This window comes from Agreia sp. PsM10 (genome assembly GCF_030433855.1).
In the GTDB taxonomy this organism is placed as follows: Bacteria; Actinomycetota; Actinomycetes; order Actinomycetales; family Microbacteriaceae; genus Agreia.
Map to the genome: position 1 here is coordinate 281,960 of NZ_JARUXC010000003.1, position 16,203 is coordinate 298,162.

The following is a 16,203-nucleotide window of genomic DNA, read 5'->3' on the forward strand; positions in this document are numbered from 1 at the left end:
AATTCTCGGTGACCCGCCCCTCAGCGTACCCAATGGGCACGCGGTGAATCAGCGTGCGGCGTAGTACTCGACGACGAGCTGCACTTCGCAGGTCACGGGGACCTCGGCGCGCAGCGGACGACGCAGCAGGCGGGCCTGCAGCTTGTCGATCTCGACCTCGAGGTAGCCCGGAACCTTGGGCAGCACGTCGAGGTGACCACCGGCGGCGGCGACCTGGAACGGCTCGGTTCCTTCGCTCTTCGGCTTCACGTGGATGAGCTGGCCCGGCTTCACGCGGAAGGAGGGACGGTCGACGAGCTGGCCGTCGACCAGGATGTGACGGTGAACGACGAGCTGGCGAGCCTGCGCGGTGGTGCGGGCGAGACCCGAACGCACGACGAGGGCGTCGAGACGCATCTCGAGCAGCTCGACGAGGTTCTCACCCGTCAGGCCCTTGGCGCGACGCGCCTCTTCGAAAATGATCTTGAGCTGGGCCTCGCGGATGCCGTACTGGGCACGCAGACGCTGCTTCTCCCGCAGACGAACGGCGTAGTCGGAGTCGGCCTTGCGCTTGGTGCGGCCGTGCTCGCCCGGAGCATAGGGACGCTTCTCGAGGTACTTCGCGGCCTTCGGGGTGAGGGCGATGCCGAGGGCTCGCGAGAGGCGGGTCTTGCTGCGTGTACGTGACTTGGTAGACATGTACATCCTTTCAGTGAATCGTCGTGCTGGATGAGGCGAGGTCAGAGTGTCTGAACGCGCGGAGAACACACCGCGAATCAAGCAGGATCCGTGAGGATCGAGTCTCGACGCGGAGGGAAAGTCAGAGGATTGTGCCGGGATCGGTTCGGCTACAGAACACGACCGCATTCACTGGATGGATTCGCAGCCGCACGAAAGCCACCCGGAACAGGCGTATCGACACTACCACAATCGTGCCCGTAGGCCGACGGGAGGTGATGAAAGGTCTAGCGACCGCGTGTGATTTGCCGGAGTTTGGCGAGCCGTGCGGACACATCGCGCTCGTTGCCGTGCTCCGTGGGCCGGTAGTACTCGGTGCGGCCGAGCTCGTCGGGCAGGTACTGCTGACCGAGCACGCCCCTGTCGTCGTCGTGCGGGTATTTGTAGCCCTTGCCGTGGCCGAGTCTCTTCGCGCCGGGATAGTGGGCATCGCGCAGGTGTTTCGGCACGCGCCCGAATTTGCCGGCCCGGATGTCGCCGATGGCCTGGTCGATGGCGAGGTAGGACGCATTCGACTTGGGGGCGGTTGCGAGGTACACCGTGGCCTCGGCGAGGGGGATGCGCCCCTCGGGCATGCCGATGAACTGCACCGCGTCGGCCGCGGCGACCGCCACCAGGAGGGCCTGCGGGTCGGCCATGCCGATGTCTTCGGATGCCGACACGATCAGACGGCGGCAGATGAAACGCGGGTCTTCGCCTGCTTCGATCATGCGAGCCAGGTAGTGCACCGATGCGTCGACGTCGGAGCCCCTGATCGACTTGATGAACGCGCTGATGACGTCGTAGTGCTCGTCGCCGTTGCGGTCGTAGCGCAGCAGCGCACGGTCGACGGCCTGCGCCACGGTCTCCTCGGTGATGAGGGGCGCCTCTGCGGTCGCCTCAGGGTCGTCGGATGCGGATGGAGCGACGGACGCGAGGATGGAGCCCGCCGAGGCCTCGAGGGCGGTGAGTGCACGGCGTGCATCGCCGGATGCGAGCCGCACGATGGCGGACCGGGCGTCGGGGTCGAGACGCACGCGATCGTCGAGCCCACGCGCATCCGACACGGCCCGATCGACGACGATGCCGAGATCGTCGTCGCTGAGTTGCTCGAGCGTCAGCAGAAGCGACCTCGACAGCAGCGGTGAGATGACGGAGAAGGAGGGATTCTCGGTCGTCGCGGCGACGAGGATGACCCAGCCGTTCTCGACGCCCGGAAGAAGAGCGTCTTGCTGCGCCTTGGTGAAGCGGTGGATCTCGTCGAGGAAGAGGACGGTGGAGAGGCCGTAGAGGTCGCGACTGCGAAACGCCTCCTCCATGACCTGGCGCACGTCTTTGACTCCCGCGGTGACGGCGGAGAGCTCGACGAACTTGCGGCCGGAGCTATGGGCGATCGCCTGGGCGAGGGTGGTCTTGCCCGTGCCGGGCGGGCCCCAGAGGATGACGGAGACGGAGCCCTGCGTGCCCTCGGTATCGGAGGCCAGGTTGACCAGCGGCGACCCGGGCCTCAGAAGGTGCTTCTGGCCGGCCACCTCGTCGAGCGAGCGGGGCCGCATGCGCACGGCGAGGGGAACCGATCCGCTGTGCAGACCCGGCTGGGAGGAGACCATCCCCCAAGGCTACCGGCAGCTTCCGACACCGGCCCCGGGAACGCCGGGTTGGGAAGGAGGCCCCGTGGCCCGTAAAGTTCAGGAGGGATTCGCGCACAGGGCGCGAGCAGACCGTCCCGCAAACGAGTGTTCGCCCGAGCGATCGGGCGATGGAGGATCCGTGGCACCGAGGAACCAGGACCGAGAGGCCCGCGCTGCACGGCAGCGTCTGCGCGACTACCAGGCGCGCCAGACCATGCACGCCTCGAAGATCGCACGGCGCCGGCGCGACAACATCCTCGCGGTGATCGTCGCGCTCCTCGTGATCGCGGCGGCCGTCGTCGTGCAGGTCTTCTACTTCTCCGGCGGTCCCGGAACCCCGACTCCGTCGCCGTCGCCGAGCTCGACTGCGGAGGCCGCCAGCGCACCCGACCCGTCGGTCGCCGAAGGTCGTACCTGGACGGGTGACATGACGATCAACGACATTCCCGTGGGCATCTCGCTCGACGGCGCCGCGGCCCCGCAGGGTGTCGCGAACTTCGTGACGCTCGCCCAGGAGGGCTTCTACAACGGCCTGACCTGCCACAGGCTCACCACCTCCCCCGGCTTCGGCGTGCTCCAGTGCGGCGACCCCAACGGCGACGGCTCGGGAGGCCCGGGCTACAGCTTCGGTCCCATCGAGAACGCGCCGGAGGGCGACGTCTACCCGGCGGGAACCATCGCGATGGCGCGCCAGGGCGAGAACGGCTCGAGCATGGGCAGCCAGTTCTTCATCGTCTACGAGGACACCACCATTCCGTCGGACTCGGCGGGTGGCTATACCGTGCTGGGCACCGTGACCAGTGGGCTCGACGAACTGAAGGCGGGGGTTGTCGCCGCGGGCACCGCCGACGGATCGGCCGACGGCGCACCGGCGATTCCCGTTACCATCGGCTCTATCGCGGTTCAGTAACCTCCTGCCCTCGTGCAATAGGCTTCAATCGCGCATTCCGAACAACGTCGACAGGGTGATTTTCGTGACCAGTAGTGCTGAGCATCCATTTGGACGCGTAGATGAGACCGGAACGGTCTATCTCCGCGAAGCGTCCGGCGAGCGTGTGATCGGGCAGTATCCCGATGGCACGGCCGAGGAGGCCCTCGGGTACTTCGAACGCAAATACACCGATCTGGCCGGGCAGGTGACCCTGCTCGAGCAGCGCGCCAAGCGGGGCGCATCGGCCGCTGACATCGGCAAGGCCGTCAAGGCCCTCAGCGAGGCCGTGTCGAGCGCGAACGCACTGGGCAACCTCGAGGCCCTCTCCACCCGCCTCGCGGCGCTCACGGAGACGCTCGGGGCCCTGAACGAGCAGCAGTCCGCCGAGGCGAAGGCGCAGTTGGCCGAGGCCGTCGAATACCGCACCGCGATCGTGACCGAGATCGAGGCCCTGGCCGCCGAAGACCCTGCAAAGGCGCAGTGGAAGCAGGTGACCAGCACACTCGACTCGCTCTTCTCCCGGTGGCAGAAGCACCAGCAGGAGGGTCCCCGCCTTCCGCGCGCCGAGGCGAACGAGCTGTGGAAGCGATTCCGCGATGCCCGCACGATCATCGAGCAGCACCGCAAGGCGTTCTTCTCCGAGCTCGACAACGCGCACCGCGATGCCCGAACGAAGAAGCAGCAGCTCGTCGTCGCCGCCGAGGCCCTCGCCGAGAAGGGTGCCGACGGGGTCAACGCCTACCGCGACCTGCTCGACGAGTGGAAGAAGGCGGGCCGGGCCGGCAAGCGCTACGACGACTCCCTGTGGGAGAAGTTCAAGGCTGCGGGAGACGTGCTCTACGGTGCGCGCAGCGAGATCGTCGCGAAAGACGACGAGGAGTTCGCCGGAAACCTGCAGCTCAAGCTCGAACTGCTGACCGAGGCGGAGCCCCTCCTCACCGAGACCGACCGTACGCGGGCGAAAGAGAAGCTGACCGGCATCCAGCGTCGCTGGGACGAGATCGGCAAGGTGCCGCGCGACCAGGTCAAGCCGATCGAGGATCGGCTGCGCAAGGTCGAGGCCGCCGTTCGCAAACTCGACGAGGACTTCTGGCAGAAGAACAACCCGGAGAAGAAGGCTCGTGCAGAGGGTCTTGCCGGACAGCTCCACGACGCCATCGAGAAGCTCCAGTCGGAGATCGCCGAGGCCCAGGCCGCGGGAGACGCTCGCAAGGCGAAGGAGCTCCAGGAGTCTCTCGATGCCCGCAAGGTCTGGCTCGACGCCCTCGGCTGATCCGGCCGTGCGGCGCTGACCGCGAGTTCTCCACAGATTCCGCTCGCCGCGGCAGCGGTGTCGGGCGAGGCGTCACAGTAGTCCCATGGTGCGACTCCAACCCGTTCTGACCGAAGCCGACCTTCCGTTGAGCGAGCTGTGGGCGGCGTGTCGAGACGGCGAACTCGTGCCGCTGTCGTCGTCGGCCTTCATCTTCGCCGACCTGCCGCAGACCCCGGCGGTGCGCGCACTCGCCGTGCAGCCGGTGCTCGGCCACCGCATGATCATCGAGCGTCGGAGCGCCGCGTGGGTGCACGGCGCGCTCCGGCGCGCTCCCCGGATCCACACGGTGGCCGTGCGCTACGAGCATCGATCGCGTGCCTCGCACGACCTCGCGACCGTTCGCGAGGTGGTGCTGCGCCGGGGAGACACGATGACCATCGCCGGCATCGAGGTCACCACACCTCTGCGCACAGCAGTCGATCTCGCTCGGGATCGTGGCTTCGATTCCGCACGGGACTCCCCCGTCGTGGCAAGACTGCTCTCATCCTCCGGGCTGCCCGAGTGCCGCGATTACCTCGACCGTGCACGAAACCTTCCCCACAAGGCGCTCGCGCTGCGGCGCATCACCGACGCCCTCATGATCGAGGCGACGGGCGCATGGGTCGACGAATCGCCGACCTCCGACGGCATCAGCCGTCGCTGACCCTGTACGGCGTCAGCCGTCGCTGACCCTGTACACGTCGTAGACCGCGTCGATGCGACGCACGGCATTCAGCACCCGATCGAGATGCGTGGTGTCGCCCATCTCGAAGACGAACCGGCTGATGGCGAGACGGTCGGACGAGGTGTTGACGGTGGCCGAGAGGATGTTCACATGGTGCTCGGAGAGAACCCGCGTCACGTCGGAGAGCAGCCCCGAACGGTCGAGCGCCTCGACCTGGATCTGCACGAGGAACAGGCTCTTCGATGAGGGCGCCCACTCCACGTCGATCATGCGCTCCGGCTCGGTGAGCAGCGAGGCGACGTTGTGGCAGTCCGACTGGTGCACCGAGACGCCGGAGCCGCGCGTCACGAATCCCACGATCTTGTCGCCTGGAACGGGCGTGCAGCACTTCGCGAGCTTCACCAGGATGTCGGGTGCTCCTCTGACGAGCACGCCCGAGTCGCTGAGCTTGCTGCGTCGGCGCCCGTGCACGACGACATCGAGGTCGGAGTCCTCGCTGATCGCCTCGTTCTGCAGGCCGGCGAGCACCTTCTCGATCACCGACTGGGTCGAGACGTGGCCCTCGCCGATCGCCGCGTAGAGGCCCGAGACGCTGTCGTATCGCATCTGCGAGGCGACCTCTGCGAACGAATCCTGGCTCATCAGCTTCTGGAGGGGCAGATTCTGCTTGCGCATCGCGCGCGCGATCGCGTCTTTGCCCTGCTCGATCGCCTCGTCGCGTCGTTCCTTGGTGAACCACTGGCGGATCTTGTTGCGCGCACGCGGACTCTGCACGAAGGCGAGCCAGTCCTGGCTCGGGCCGGAGTCGGGATTCTTCGAGGTGAAGACCTCGACGGAGTCGCCGCTGTTCAGCGTCGACTCGAGGGGCACGAGGCGCCCGTTGACCTTCGCGCCCATCGTGCGGTGACCGACCTCGGTGTGCACCGCGTACGCGAAGTCCACGGGTGTCGCGCCCGCGGGCAGACCGATGACCTTGCCCTTCGGGGTGAACACATAGACCTCTTTTGCGCCGATCTCGAAACGCAGGGAGTCGAGGAACTCCCCCGGGTCGACCGTCTCGGCCTGCCAGTCGGAGATACGCGCGAGCCAGGCCATGTCGTTGTCGGCGCCCTGGTCGACCTGGGCGGTGCGACCACCGTTCACGCGCTCCTTGTACTTCCAGTGCGCGGCGACGCCGTACTCGGCCTGCCGGTGCATCTCGTGGGTGCGGATCTGGATCTCGACGGCACGACCGTCCGGTCCGATGACGGTGGTGTGAAGCGACTGGTAGAGATTGAACTTGGGCGTCGCGATGTAGTCCTTGAAGCGACCGGGGATGGGATTCCAGCGAGCATGGATCGATCCGAGGACGGCGTAGCAGTCTCGCAGTGAGTTGACGAGGACCCGGATCCCGACGAGGTCGTAGATCTCGTCGAAGTCGCGACCGCGCAGGATCATCTTCTGGTAGATCGAGTAGTACTGCTTCGGACGACCGACGACCTTGCCGCGGATCTTCGAACTCTTGAGGTCGTCGTTGACCGAGTCGATGACCTGCTGAACATAGGCTTCGCGCTGGGGCGTGCGCTGGCGCACCAGGTTCTCGATCTCGACGTAGAGCTTCGGGTAGAGCACGGCGAAGCTGAGGTCCTCGAGCTCCCACTTGATGGTCTGGATGCCCAGGCGGTGCGCCAGGGGCGCATAGATCTCGAGGGTCTCCTTGGCTTTGCGTTCGGCGGATGCCGCCGGTACGAAACCCCAGGTGCGCGCGTTGTGCAGGCGGTCGGCGAGCTTGATGATCAGCACTCGGATGTCTCGCGACATGGCGACGATCATCTTGCGAACGGTCTCGGCCTGGGCGCTGTCGCCGTACTTGACCTTGTCGAGCTTGGTGACGCCGTCGACGAGCATCGCGACCTCGTCGCCGAAGTCCGCGCGAAGCTGGTCGAGCGAGTACGCAGTGTCTTCGACGGTGTCGTGAAGGAGGGCCGCTGCCACGGTTTTCGAACCGATGCCGAGATCGGCGAGGATCTGGGCGACGGCGACCGGATGCGTGATGTACGGCTCGCCGCTGCGGCGCTTCTGCCCGTCGTGGGCACGTTCGGCCGTGGCGTACGCCCGCTCGATGACGGTCAGGTCTGCCTTGGGATGGTTCAGGCGCACCGTGCGCATCAGCGCATCGACGGCACCGGTCGGCTGGGCCCGCGAGAAGATGCGCGGAACCAGACGGCGCAGGCTGGCGTTCGACGTCGTCGTGCTGTCCGTCATAGTGGGGCCTCCACGGTCAATTATCCCCTGTACGCGACGTCGTCGAGTACACGCGGGTTACGCCGTGGGCTGACCCTCGATGACAGCATCGGTCGGACGGGCACCCGCCGAGGCGCGGGCGCGCTCGGTGAGCGTACGTTCGTTCTGCTTCCTGATCTTCGGCTCGTGCTCCCTCATCTGGGCGTAGAGAGGCGCCGCGACGAAAATCGTGGAGTATGTGCCGACGAGGATTCCGACGAGGAGTGCCAGGGAGATGTCGCGGAGGGTGTCGGCGCCGAGCACGAACGCCCCGATGAACAGGATGGCCGCGACCGGCAGGGCCGCCACGACCGCCGTGTTGATCGATCGCACCAGGGTCTGGTTGACCGCGAGGTTGACGGCCTCACCGAACGTGAGGTGCGAATCCTTGCCCAGTCGGGCGGTGTTCTCACGAACCTTGTCGAACACCACGACGGTGTCGTACAGCGAGTAGCCGAGGATGGTGAGGAAGCCGATGACGGCGGCCGGTGTGATCTCGAACCCGGTGGCGGCATAGACGCCGGCCGTGAGCACGAGGTCGTGGAGAAGCGCGAGCATGGCGGCGGCCGACATCTTCCAGGTGCGGAAGTAGATGGCCATCGCGATTCCCGCGAGGATGAGGAAGACGACCAGGCCTCGGATAGCCTGCCCGGTCACGTCGGAGCCCCACGAGGCGCCGATGAACGAGGCCGTGATCTCGGACTCGGGAACGTTGTAGGCCTCGGCCAGGGCCGTGCGCACCTCGTTGGTCTCGTCGCCGGTGAGCTGGTCGGTCTGGACACGGAGCCCGGATGCGCCCAGCGTCGAGACGCGGGCGACAGCCTGCGGAACGACGGATGCGACGGCATCCTCTGCTGCGGATTGCGGGGTGTTCGCGACCTCGCTCACGACGAACTGCGATCCGCCGCGGAACTCGATGCCGAAGTTGAATCCGCCCTTGATCAGAGGAATGGCCACCGAGGCGATCATGAGCACGATCGCGATGGAGTACCAGATGCGGCGATGCTTGATGAAGTCGAAGGACCGCTTGCCGGTGTAGAGGTCGTTTCCGAACTGCGCGAAACTGGCCATCAGGAGTCCTTCCCGTCATTCTTGCTATCGGCGGGCTTCTCAGCCGTGAGCTGGGCTGCCTTGCGCTCGGCGATGGTCTGCCGGATGGCGGCCTCGCGTCCGGCGCCGGCCTTCTTGGTGGCGACACCCTCGACGGGCTTGCGGAACTCCGCCCGCCCCCGGTAGATGGCGCCCAGGGCGGTCGGGTCGAGACCGGATGCCTTGTGCCCGCTCGAGAAGAACCTGGTCGTGGCGAGGAGGCGCAGCACGGGGTGCGTGAACAGGATGACGACGAGCACGTCGATGATGGTGGTGACGCCGAGCGTGAGCGCGAAACCGCGCACGTTTCCGACGGCCAGCACGTAGAGCACCACGGCGGACAGGAGGTTGACGGCCTTGGCCGCGTAGATGGTGCGCTTGGCGCGACGCCATCCGGCCTCGACGGCGGACGCCAGTCCCTTGCCGTCTCGGAGTTCGTCTCGTATTCGTTCGAAGTAGACGATGAAGGAGTCGGCCGTGAATCCGATGGCGACGATCAGACCTGCCACGCCCGCGAGCGAGAGGCGGAAGTCGATGCGCCACGACATGAGGGCGATCACGAGGTAGGTCATGATTCCGGCGACGACGAGGGAGGCGACGGTGACGAGACCCAGGGTGCGGTACTGGAAGAGCGAGTAGATCACGACGAGGATCAGACCGATGAGGCCGGCGATGAGACCGCTGAGCAGCTGAGAGGAACCGAGCGTGGCAGAGACGGAGTCGTTGCTCTGCACGGTGAATCCGATCGGCAGTGCGCCGAACTTCAGCTGGTCGGCGAGCGACTTGGCCGTGTCCTCGGTGAACGACCCGGAGATCTGCGGTCGGCCGTCGGTGATCACGGCGTTGGTGGTCGGCGCGGAGATGACCTTGCCGTCGAGCACGATGGCGAACTGGTTCTGCGAACCGGTCAGGGCATTGAGTCGCGTCGTGACCTCGGCGAACTTCTCGGTGCCTTCACCGTCGAAGACGATGTTGACGACCCACTGGCCGGTCGACGCGCCGGTCTGGGTGGTGGCGACGCCGCTGGTCGCGTCGGCGATCATCTCACCGGTCACCTCGACCGGCCCGAGGATGTACTTGGCCGCACCGGTGTCGTCGCAGGCCAGCAACGGCTTGTCGGCGGGTGCCTGTCCTGCGTCCTGCGCGTCATCCGAGCCGCAGCTGAAGTTCGTGAACTCGTCCTGCAACGCGGGGGTGATCCAGTTCAGGTCGCTGGCGTTCGTGGGAGCGACCGTGGGGGTGTCGGAGAGACCCTCTGCCGGCGTCGCCGTGGGAGTGACCGCGGCGGTCGGGGCGGCGTCGGCGACGAGCACCGGACGGAACTCGAGCTTCGCCGACGACTCGATGCGGTTCAGCGTGTCCTGGTCGGGCGTTCCGGGAATGGAGACGACGATGTTCTGTCCGCCCTGGGTGCTGATCTCGGCCTCGGAGACACCCGAGGCGTCGACGCGCTGCCGGATGATCGACACGGCCTGCGACAGCTGCTCGCCGTTGACCTGCTGGCCGCTCTCGAGCTTCGGCGCCAGGATGATCTGCGTTCCACCCTCGAGGTCGAGTCCGAGCTTGAGACCCCAGCTGGCACCGGGAGCGTTCAACAGCACGCCTCCGGCGATGGTTCCTGCAAGCACTGCGAGGATCACGACGAGCCAGATGAGCGTTCGCCACGCCTGCTTGACCGCGGTAAGAGTTGATGCCACCGGCGAACTCAGCTTTCTTTAGCGCACGCCCGAGGCCGTGATCGACCGGGTGTCTCTGGTGCGCGAGGGGTTGGGAGGAGGAAGGTTACTCGTCGACTTTGTCGGTCTTCGACGGCGTCGTGCCGGGGGTGGTGGGCGTCGAGTCGGACGACGCCTCGACCTCGTGGGTCTCTTCGACGCGTTCGCCGTATGCCGGCTCGGTCGTCGAGGCGACGGTGTCGTCGGACTCGTCGACGCCGTTGTCTGCATCGTGGTCGTCGATGACGCGGGTGACGACCTGGCGGTGCACCGTCAGCACGGTTCCGGGGGTCGTCTCGAGCTGAACCTTGTTGTTCTCCTCGTCGATGTCGAGGATCGTTCCGAAGACGCCGAAGTTGGTCATGACGTCGGCACCGACCTGGACCTTCTGCTGCAGCTCTGCAGCCTCGCGCTGGCGCTTGCGGCTGTTGCGGAACATGAAGAACACGAGGATGGCCAGTACCGCCAGCATGCCAATGGTTAGGGGATCAAAAGCCATGAAAAAGTCGAGCCTTCCAGCAATGGGGGGTGATTGTGGGCTTCATACTAGTGACGCCGCCTGAAGACGTGCCTATGGGCCACAGTGAATTATAGGTCATCGTCGAAGAGGGAATCGGACGGGCGCCCGATTCCCATGTGCCGCCAGCCCGCCGGAGTCGCGACCCGACCGCGCGGCGTGCGCGTGATGAGGCCGACTCGCACCAGGAACGGCTCGACGACGCTCTCGATGGTCTCGGCCTCCTCCCCCACCGACACGGCGAGGGTGCTCAGGCCTACCGGCCCCCCGTTGAAGCGGGTGATGAGAATGTCCATGACGGCCCGGTCGAGCCGGTCGAGACCGAGGACGTCGACGTCGTAGAGCTCGAGCGCCGCATCCACGACAGCGGTGCTCGCCCGTCCGCCGTGCACGAGGGCGTAGTCGCGCACTCGACGCAGCAGGCGGTTGGCGATGCGCGGCGTTCCGCGGGAGCGCTGCGCGATCTCGATCAGCGCCGCCTCGTCGATCGACAGCTCGATCAGCGCGGCGGCGCGCCGAAGCACGTGCACGAGCTCCTCCGTGGAGTAGAACTCGAGGTGCGCGGTGAAGCCGAACCGGTCTCGGAGGGGGTTCGGCAGCAGCCCGGAGCGGGTCGTCGCGCCGACGAGGGTGAAGGGCGCCAGGTCGAGCGGAATCGAGGTCGCCCCCGCGCCCTTGCCGACCATGATGTCGATGCGGAAGTCCTCCATGGCGAGGTACAGCATCTCCTCCGCCGTGCGCGCCATGCGGTGGATCTCGTCGACGAAGAGCACTTCGCCGGGAACGAGCGAGGAGAGCACGGCCGCGAGGTCGCCCGCGTGCTGGATGGCGGGACCGCTGGTCAGCCGGAGCGGCCGGTCGCTCTCATGGGCCACGATCATGGCGAGCGTGGTCTTGCCGAGCCCGGGAGGTCCGGCCAGAAGGATGTGGTCCGGAGTCCTGTTCTGGATTCCGGCGGCCTCGATGAGGAGCTGGAGCTGCCCGCGTACACGGGCCTGCCCGACGAACTCCGCCAGGCTCTTGGGTCGCAGCGCGCCTTCGAAGGCGATCTCGCCCTCCGACAGCGGCTCGGGGTTCACGATCGGGCTCGCATCGCGCGGCAGTGCCGAATCGGCGGGGGTCATCGTGCACCTCCCGGGTTGCGCGGGCCGAGTTCCGTGAGGGCGAGACGCAGAAGCGCCTGAACCGACGCGGCCTCGTCGTCTGCGGCGTGCAGGAGCACCGCATCCAACCCTGCCTCGGCCGCCTTCTCGTTCCATCCGAGACCGACCAGGGCGGCGAGCACGTCATCGCGCACCGTCGACTCGATGTGCTTCGCCACGGGGGGAGCCGCCGCGTAGACGGCGACTTTGCCCGCCAGCGACAGAACGATGAGCTTCGCGGTCTTGGGCCCGATGCCCGACACCCTGCGGAACACGGCGTCGTCCTCCTGGGCGACGGCGATGGCGATCTGGGCGGGCGACAGCTCTGCGAGCACGCCCATCGCGGACTTCGGTCCGACGCCCGTGACTCCCGTGAGCAAGGTGAAGAGATCGAGAGAGTCGTGGTCGACGAAGCCGAACAGCGACAGCGAGTCCTCGCGCACGATCAGGCTCGTCACCACGGAGGCCTCGTGCCCCACTCGCAGAGAGAGGGTGTGCGCAGGCGTGAGGGTGACGTCGAGTCCCACGCCGCCGACCTCGATGACGGCGGATGAACCGCTCACGCGGAGAACTGTTCCTCGAAGGGCGGAAATCACCGTGCCAGCCTACGGGGCGCCCCGGCCGCTTTCTCTGCGGCGCGCCACGCCTGCTGCGCGCGGGTCATCCCCGAACCGGATGCCGCGTCGGCCGAGGGGCGGGCGCTGGAGGTCGCGGGCGAGCGCCACGCGTGGCAGATCGCCAGGGCGAGGGCGTCGGCGGCATCGGCCGGTTTGGGGATCTCGGCGAGTCCGAGGATCTTGGCGACCATCGTGCCGACCTGCCTTTTCTCGGCCTGACCGTAACCCGTGATCGAGGCCTTGACCTCGGTCGGCGTGTGCAGGCTCACCGGGATGCCGTGCCGAGCGGCCGCCAGGAGTGCGATGCCGCTCACCTGCGCCGTGCCCATCACCGTGCTCACGTTGTGCTGCGCGAAGACACGCTCGATGGCGATGCTCTCGGGCCGGTGCTCGGCGATCAGCTCATCGAGCCCGAGGGCTATGCCGAGCAGCCGCTGGTCGAGGTCCATCGTCGGAGGGGTGCGCACGACCGTGACCGCCACCAGGGTCGCGACCCTGTTCGCCGTGACGTCGACGACACCGACGCCGCAGCGGGTGAGCCCTGGATCGATTCCGAGTACGCGCACGTCGGGGCGGGTCCTACTCCTCGTCGGTGTCGAGTTCGGCGCGCACGTCGTCGCTGAGGTCGACATTGCTGTAGACGTTCTGCACGTCATCGCTGTCCTCGAGGGCGTCGATGAGCTTGAACACCTTGCGCGCGCCCTCCGCGTCGACCTCGACCTTGAGGGAGGCGACGAATTCGACGTCGGCCGAGTCGTACTCGATGCCGGCGGACTGGAGGGCCTCCCTGTTGGCGACGAGCTCGCTGGGGTCGGTCACGATCTCGTACTGCGCACCGTGGTCGATGACCTCTTCGGCCCCGGCGTCGAGCACCGCGAGAAGCACGTCGTCCTCTGTCACGCCGTCTGCGTGGGGCACGGCGATGACTCCCTTGCGCGCGAAGTTGTAGGCCACGCTTCCGGGGTCTGCCATAGCCCCGCCGTTACGGCTCATGGCGGTGCGCACCTCTGCGGCCGCCCTGTTGCGGTTCTCGGTGAGGCACTCGATGAGAAGGGCGACGCCGTTGGGGCCGTAGCCCTCGTACATGATGGTCTGGTAGTCGACGGACTCGCCGGTGAGCCCTGCCCCGCGCTTGACGGCCCGGTTGATGTTGTCGATCGGAACCGAGGTCTTCTTGGCCTTCTGGATGGCGTCGACGAGGGTCGGGTTGCCGTTGACATCGGCACCGCCGATCTTGGCGGCCACCTCGATGTTCTTGATCAGCTTGGCGAACGACTTTGCTCGGCGCTGGTCTTTGACGGCCTTTTGGTGTTTGGTGGTCGCCCACTTGGAATGCCCGGACACTGTTCTGCTCCCTGCGTACTGTCGTCGAATCAACGACCAGTCTAAGCGAGGGCCGTGCCCTGGCCCCGGAGAACCGCCGCCCGCTCGGGTCGGAGGCCGCATGCGCGGAGCTCGAGACTGGCGAGCGCACGCACCGCATCCGGGTCGTGTCGACGCCACCCGCCCGCGGCATCCGGATGCGCCTTCAGGATGTCGGGCAGGCGCCTCGTGGAGAGTGCCCGAGAGGCGAGCAGGTCGATTCCGGCGGGCGTCGAGGATGCGGCGAGTGCCCAGCGGGCCCGGCGCGCGAAGCGAATGCGGGGAACGAGCCAGAGCAGCAGGATGGCGAGAATCGGGATCACGGAGACAGCCAGGCCCACCCCGACGGCGAGCTGCTGGGTGGCTTCCTGCTGCGCTCGGCCGACCTCCTGAAGCGTGCCGCCGGCACCGGATGCCTCGTCGAAGGGAGCCCTGATCCCGGTTCCGATCAAGGGCACCTGGCCCAGCCGTTCGCTGATCTCGCTCATGGTCGATTCGAAGCTCGAGCCCGCGTCGGCGAGGCGCGTTCCCACCTCCTGCAACGCCAGGATCGCGCCGTGCAGGGTCACGCCCAGCACGACGGATCCGACGATGCCGAGGACGGCTGCGCAGTCTGCCAGCACCTGGAGGGTTCGTCGACGAGCGAAGTCGGAGTACAGAGTCATGCGTCCATCTTGGCGACGAATCGGCGGCTGTGCTCAGTCGGCCGGGAGGACGACCCGATCTCGAACCTTCTGCAGGAAGTACTGATGGAACCTCGTGTCGCCGGTGACCTCGGGATGGAAGGCCGTTCCGAGCAGGTTCTGCGACTCGACCGCCACGATGCGGCCGTCGTCGAGCTGCGCGAGTACGGTGACTCCGTCTTCGACGGCCTCGACGACGGGTGCGCGGATGAAGACGGCGTGCACGGCCGGATCTCCGAGCTCGGGGATCGCGAGGTCGGTCTCGAACGAATCGATCTGGTTGCCGAACGCGTTGCGCCTCACCGAGATCGGGAGGCCTCCGAGGGTCTGCTGGCCGGTTATCGCGTCGAGCACGGTGTCGGCCAGCATGATCAGGCCGGCACACGTGCCGTACACGGGGAGGCCGGCGGCGATGGCCGACTTCAGAGGTTCGGCGAGTCCGAATGCCCGGGACAGCTTGTCCATGACGCTCGACTCGCCGCCCGGAATCACCAGGCCGTCGAGATCGGCGATCTCCTCGGGGCGACGCACAGGAACGGCGTCCGCCCCGAGCGACCGGAGCACACTCAGGTGTTCCCGAAAATCGCCCTGCAGCGCAAGGACTCCGACGCGCGGGGCGGCGCCGACGCTACCAGCCACGCTCGGAGAGGCGGTGGGGAGCCGGCACGTCTGCCACGTTGATGCCGACCATCGCCTCGCCCAGACCGCGCGAGACCTCGGCCACGACCGACGGGTCGTCGTAGAAGGTGGTCGCCTTGACGATGGCGGCCGCGCGCTCTGCGGGGTTGCCCGACTTGAAGACGCCCGAACCCACGAACACGCCGTCGGCTCCCAGCTGCATCATCATGGCCGCGTCGGCCGGGGTGGCCACACCGCCGGCGGTGAACAGCACCACGGGAAGCGTGCCCGTCTCGGCGATCTCGACGACGAGGTCGTAGGGAGCCTGGAGCTCCTTCGCGGCCACGTAGAGCTCGTCTTTCGACATCGACGACAGGGCGGCGATCTCCGACTTGATCTTGCGGATGTGCTTCGTCGCCTCGGACACGTCTCCCGTGCCGGCCTCGCCCTTGGAACGGATCATGGCCGCGCCCTCGTTGATGCGGCGCAGGGCCTCACCGAGGTTGGTCGCACCGCACACGAACGGAACCTGGAACTTCCACTTGTCGATGTGGTTGACGTAGTCGGCGGGGCTCAGAACCTCGGACTCGTCGATGTAGTCGACGCCGAGCACCTGCAGCACCTGGGCCTCGACGAAGTGGCCGATGCGCGCCTTCGCCATGACGGGGATGGAGACGGCGCCGATGATGCCGTCGATGAGGTCGGGGTCGCTCATGCGCGCCACGCCGCCCTGCGAGCGGATGTCGGCGGGAACGCGCTCGAGGGCCATGACGGCCACGGCGCCCGCCTCTTCGGCGATCTTCGCCTGCTCGGCGTTGACGACGTCCATGATCACGCCGCCCTTGAGCATCTCGGCGAGGCCGCGCTTGACGCGGCTCGATCCATGCTCGGAACGGCCATTCTGGGAAGGTGTCTCTACGGTGCTCATTGGTGTCCTCTCGGGCCCGATTCTACTCGGGGT

General features: G+C 67.1%; 16 protein-coding genes. 3 read left to right on the forward strand and 13 right to left on the reverse strand.

Features of this window, described 5'->3' with window-relative positions; genetic code table 11:
• Positions 1-48: 48 nt before the first annotated feature.
• On the reverse strand, positions 49-678 hold the full coding sequence (rpsD, locus tag QCD70_RS05390; RefSeq protein WP_301214118.1) for a 30S ribosomal protein S4: 630 nt from the start codon (positions 676-678) through the stop codon (positions 49-51).
• Between the two features lie 266 nt (positions 679-944).
• On the reverse strand, positions 945-2,306 hold the full coding sequence (locus tag QCD70_RS05395) for a replication-associated recombination protein A (RefSeq protein WP_301214119.1): 1,362 nt from the start codon (positions 2,304-2,306) through the stop codon (positions 945-947).
• 160 nt (positions 2,307-2,466) lie between these two features.
• Here QCD70_RS05395 and QCD70_RS05400 point away from each other — a divergent pair, with 160 nt between their 5' ends.
• From QCD70_RS05400 to QCD70_RS05410, 3 genes are all read left to right on the forward strand, one after another.
• Positions 2,467-3,237 (forward strand): peptidylprolyl isomerase, encoded by a 771-nt coding sequence (locus QCD70_RS05400; RefSeq protein ID WP_301214121.1) that lies wholly within the window; start codon positions 2,467-2,469, stop codon positions 3,235-3,237.
• 64 nt (positions 3,238-3,301) lie between these two features.
• A complete protein-coding gene (locus tag QCD70_RS05405) occupies positions 3,302-4,531 on the forward strand; it encodes a DUF349 domain-containing protein (protein WP_301214122.1) in 1,230 nt (409 codons plus the stop codon).
• An 85-nt stretch (positions 4,532-4,616) separates the two neighbouring features.
• The gene (locus QCD70_RS05410) at positions 4,617-5,216 is read left to right on the forward strand and encodes a type IV toxin-antitoxin system AbiEi family antitoxin (protein WP_301214123.1); all 600 of its coding nucleotides are present in this window, start codon (positions 4,617-4,619) and stop codon (positions 5,214-5,216) included.
• 12 nt (positions 5,217-5,228) lie between these two features.
• On the opposite strand, the gene QCD70_RS05415 is transcribed toward QCD70_RS05410, so the two are convergent.
• From QCD70_RS05415 to pdxS, 11 genes are all read right to left on the reverse strand, one after another.
• Positions 5,229-7,481, reverse strand: a complete 2,253-nt coding sequence (locus QCD70_RS05415; protein ID WP_301214124.1) for a RelA/SpoT family protein — start codon at positions 7,479-7,481, stop codon at positions 5,229-5,231.
• A 57-nt stretch (positions 7,482-7,538) separates the two neighbouring features.
• Positions 7,539-8,570, reverse strand: a complete 1,032-nt coding sequence (secF, locus tag QCD70_RS05420) for a protein translocase subunit SecF (protein WP_301214125.1) — start codon at positions 8,568-8,570, stop codon at positions 7,539-7,541.
• A complete protein-coding gene (gene secD, locus QCD70_RS05425; RefSeq protein ID WP_301214126.1) occupies positions 8,570-10,285 on the reverse strand; it encodes a protein translocase subunit SecD in 1,716 nt (571 codons plus the stop codon). The genes secF and secD overlap by 1 nt, the downstream gene beginning before the upstream one ends.
• A gap of 85 nt (positions 10,286-10,370) precedes the next feature.
• The gene (gene yajC / locus QCD70_RS05430) at positions 10,371-10,775 is read right to left on the reverse strand and encodes a preprotein translocase subunit YajC (protein ID WP_301214127.1); all 405 of its coding nucleotides are present in this window, start codon (positions 10,773-10,775) and stop codon (positions 10,371-10,373) included.
• A 116-nt stretch (positions 10,776-10,891) separates the two neighbouring features.
• The gene (gene ruvB, locus QCD70_RS05435; protein ID WP_301214128.1) at positions 10,892-11,944 is read right to left on the reverse strand and encodes a Holliday junction branch migration DNA helicase RuvB; all 1,053 of its coding nucleotides are present in this window, start codon (positions 11,942-11,944) and stop codon (positions 10,892-10,894) included.
• Positions 11,941-12,558: a Holliday junction branch migration protein RuvA gene (gene ruvA, locus QCD70_RS05440; protein WP_301214129.1), complete on the reverse strand. Its 618-nt coding sequence runs from the start codon at positions 12,556-12,558 to the stop codon at positions 11,941-11,943. Before ruvA ends, ruvB begins: the two co-directional genes overlap by 4 nt.
• On the reverse strand, positions 12,555-13,145 hold the full coding sequence (ruvC, locus tag QCD70_RS05445) for a crossover junction endodeoxyribonuclease RuvC (protein WP_301214130.1): 591 nt from the start codon (positions 13,143-13,145) through the stop codon (positions 12,555-12,557). Before ruvC ends, ruvA begins: the two co-directional genes overlap by 4 nt.
• Before the next feature lie 13 nt (positions 13,146-13,158).
• On the reverse strand, positions 13,159-13,923 hold the full coding sequence (locus QCD70_RS05450) for a YebC/PmpR family DNA-binding transcriptional regulator (protein WP_055928891.1): 765 nt from the start codon (positions 13,921-13,923) through the stop codon (positions 13,159-13,161).
• A gap of 41 nt (positions 13,924-13,964) precedes the next feature.
• Positions 13,965-14,606 carry a hypothetical protein gene (locus QCD70_RS05455; protein WP_301214131.1) on the reverse strand — a complete coding sequence of 214 codons (642 nt, stop codon included), beginning with the start codon at positions 14,604-14,606 and terminating at the stop codon, positions 13,965-13,967.
• Positions 14,607-14,639: 33 nt separating this feature from the next.
• On the reverse strand, positions 14,640-15,263 hold the full coding sequence (gene pdxT / locus QCD70_RS05460) for a pyridoxal 5'-phosphate synthase glutaminase subunit PdxT (protein WP_301214132.1): 624 nt from the start codon (positions 15,261-15,263) through the stop codon (positions 14,640-14,642).
• Positions 15,253-16,170, reverse strand: coding sequence for a pyridoxal 5'-phosphate synthase lyase subunit PdxS (pdxS, locus tag QCD70_RS05465; protein WP_301214133.1), 918 nt, complete (start codon positions 16,168-16,170; stop codon positions 15,253-15,255). The genes pdxT and pdxS overlap by 11 nt, the downstream gene beginning before the upstream one ends.
• Positions 16,171-16,203 lie beyond the last annotated feature (33 nt).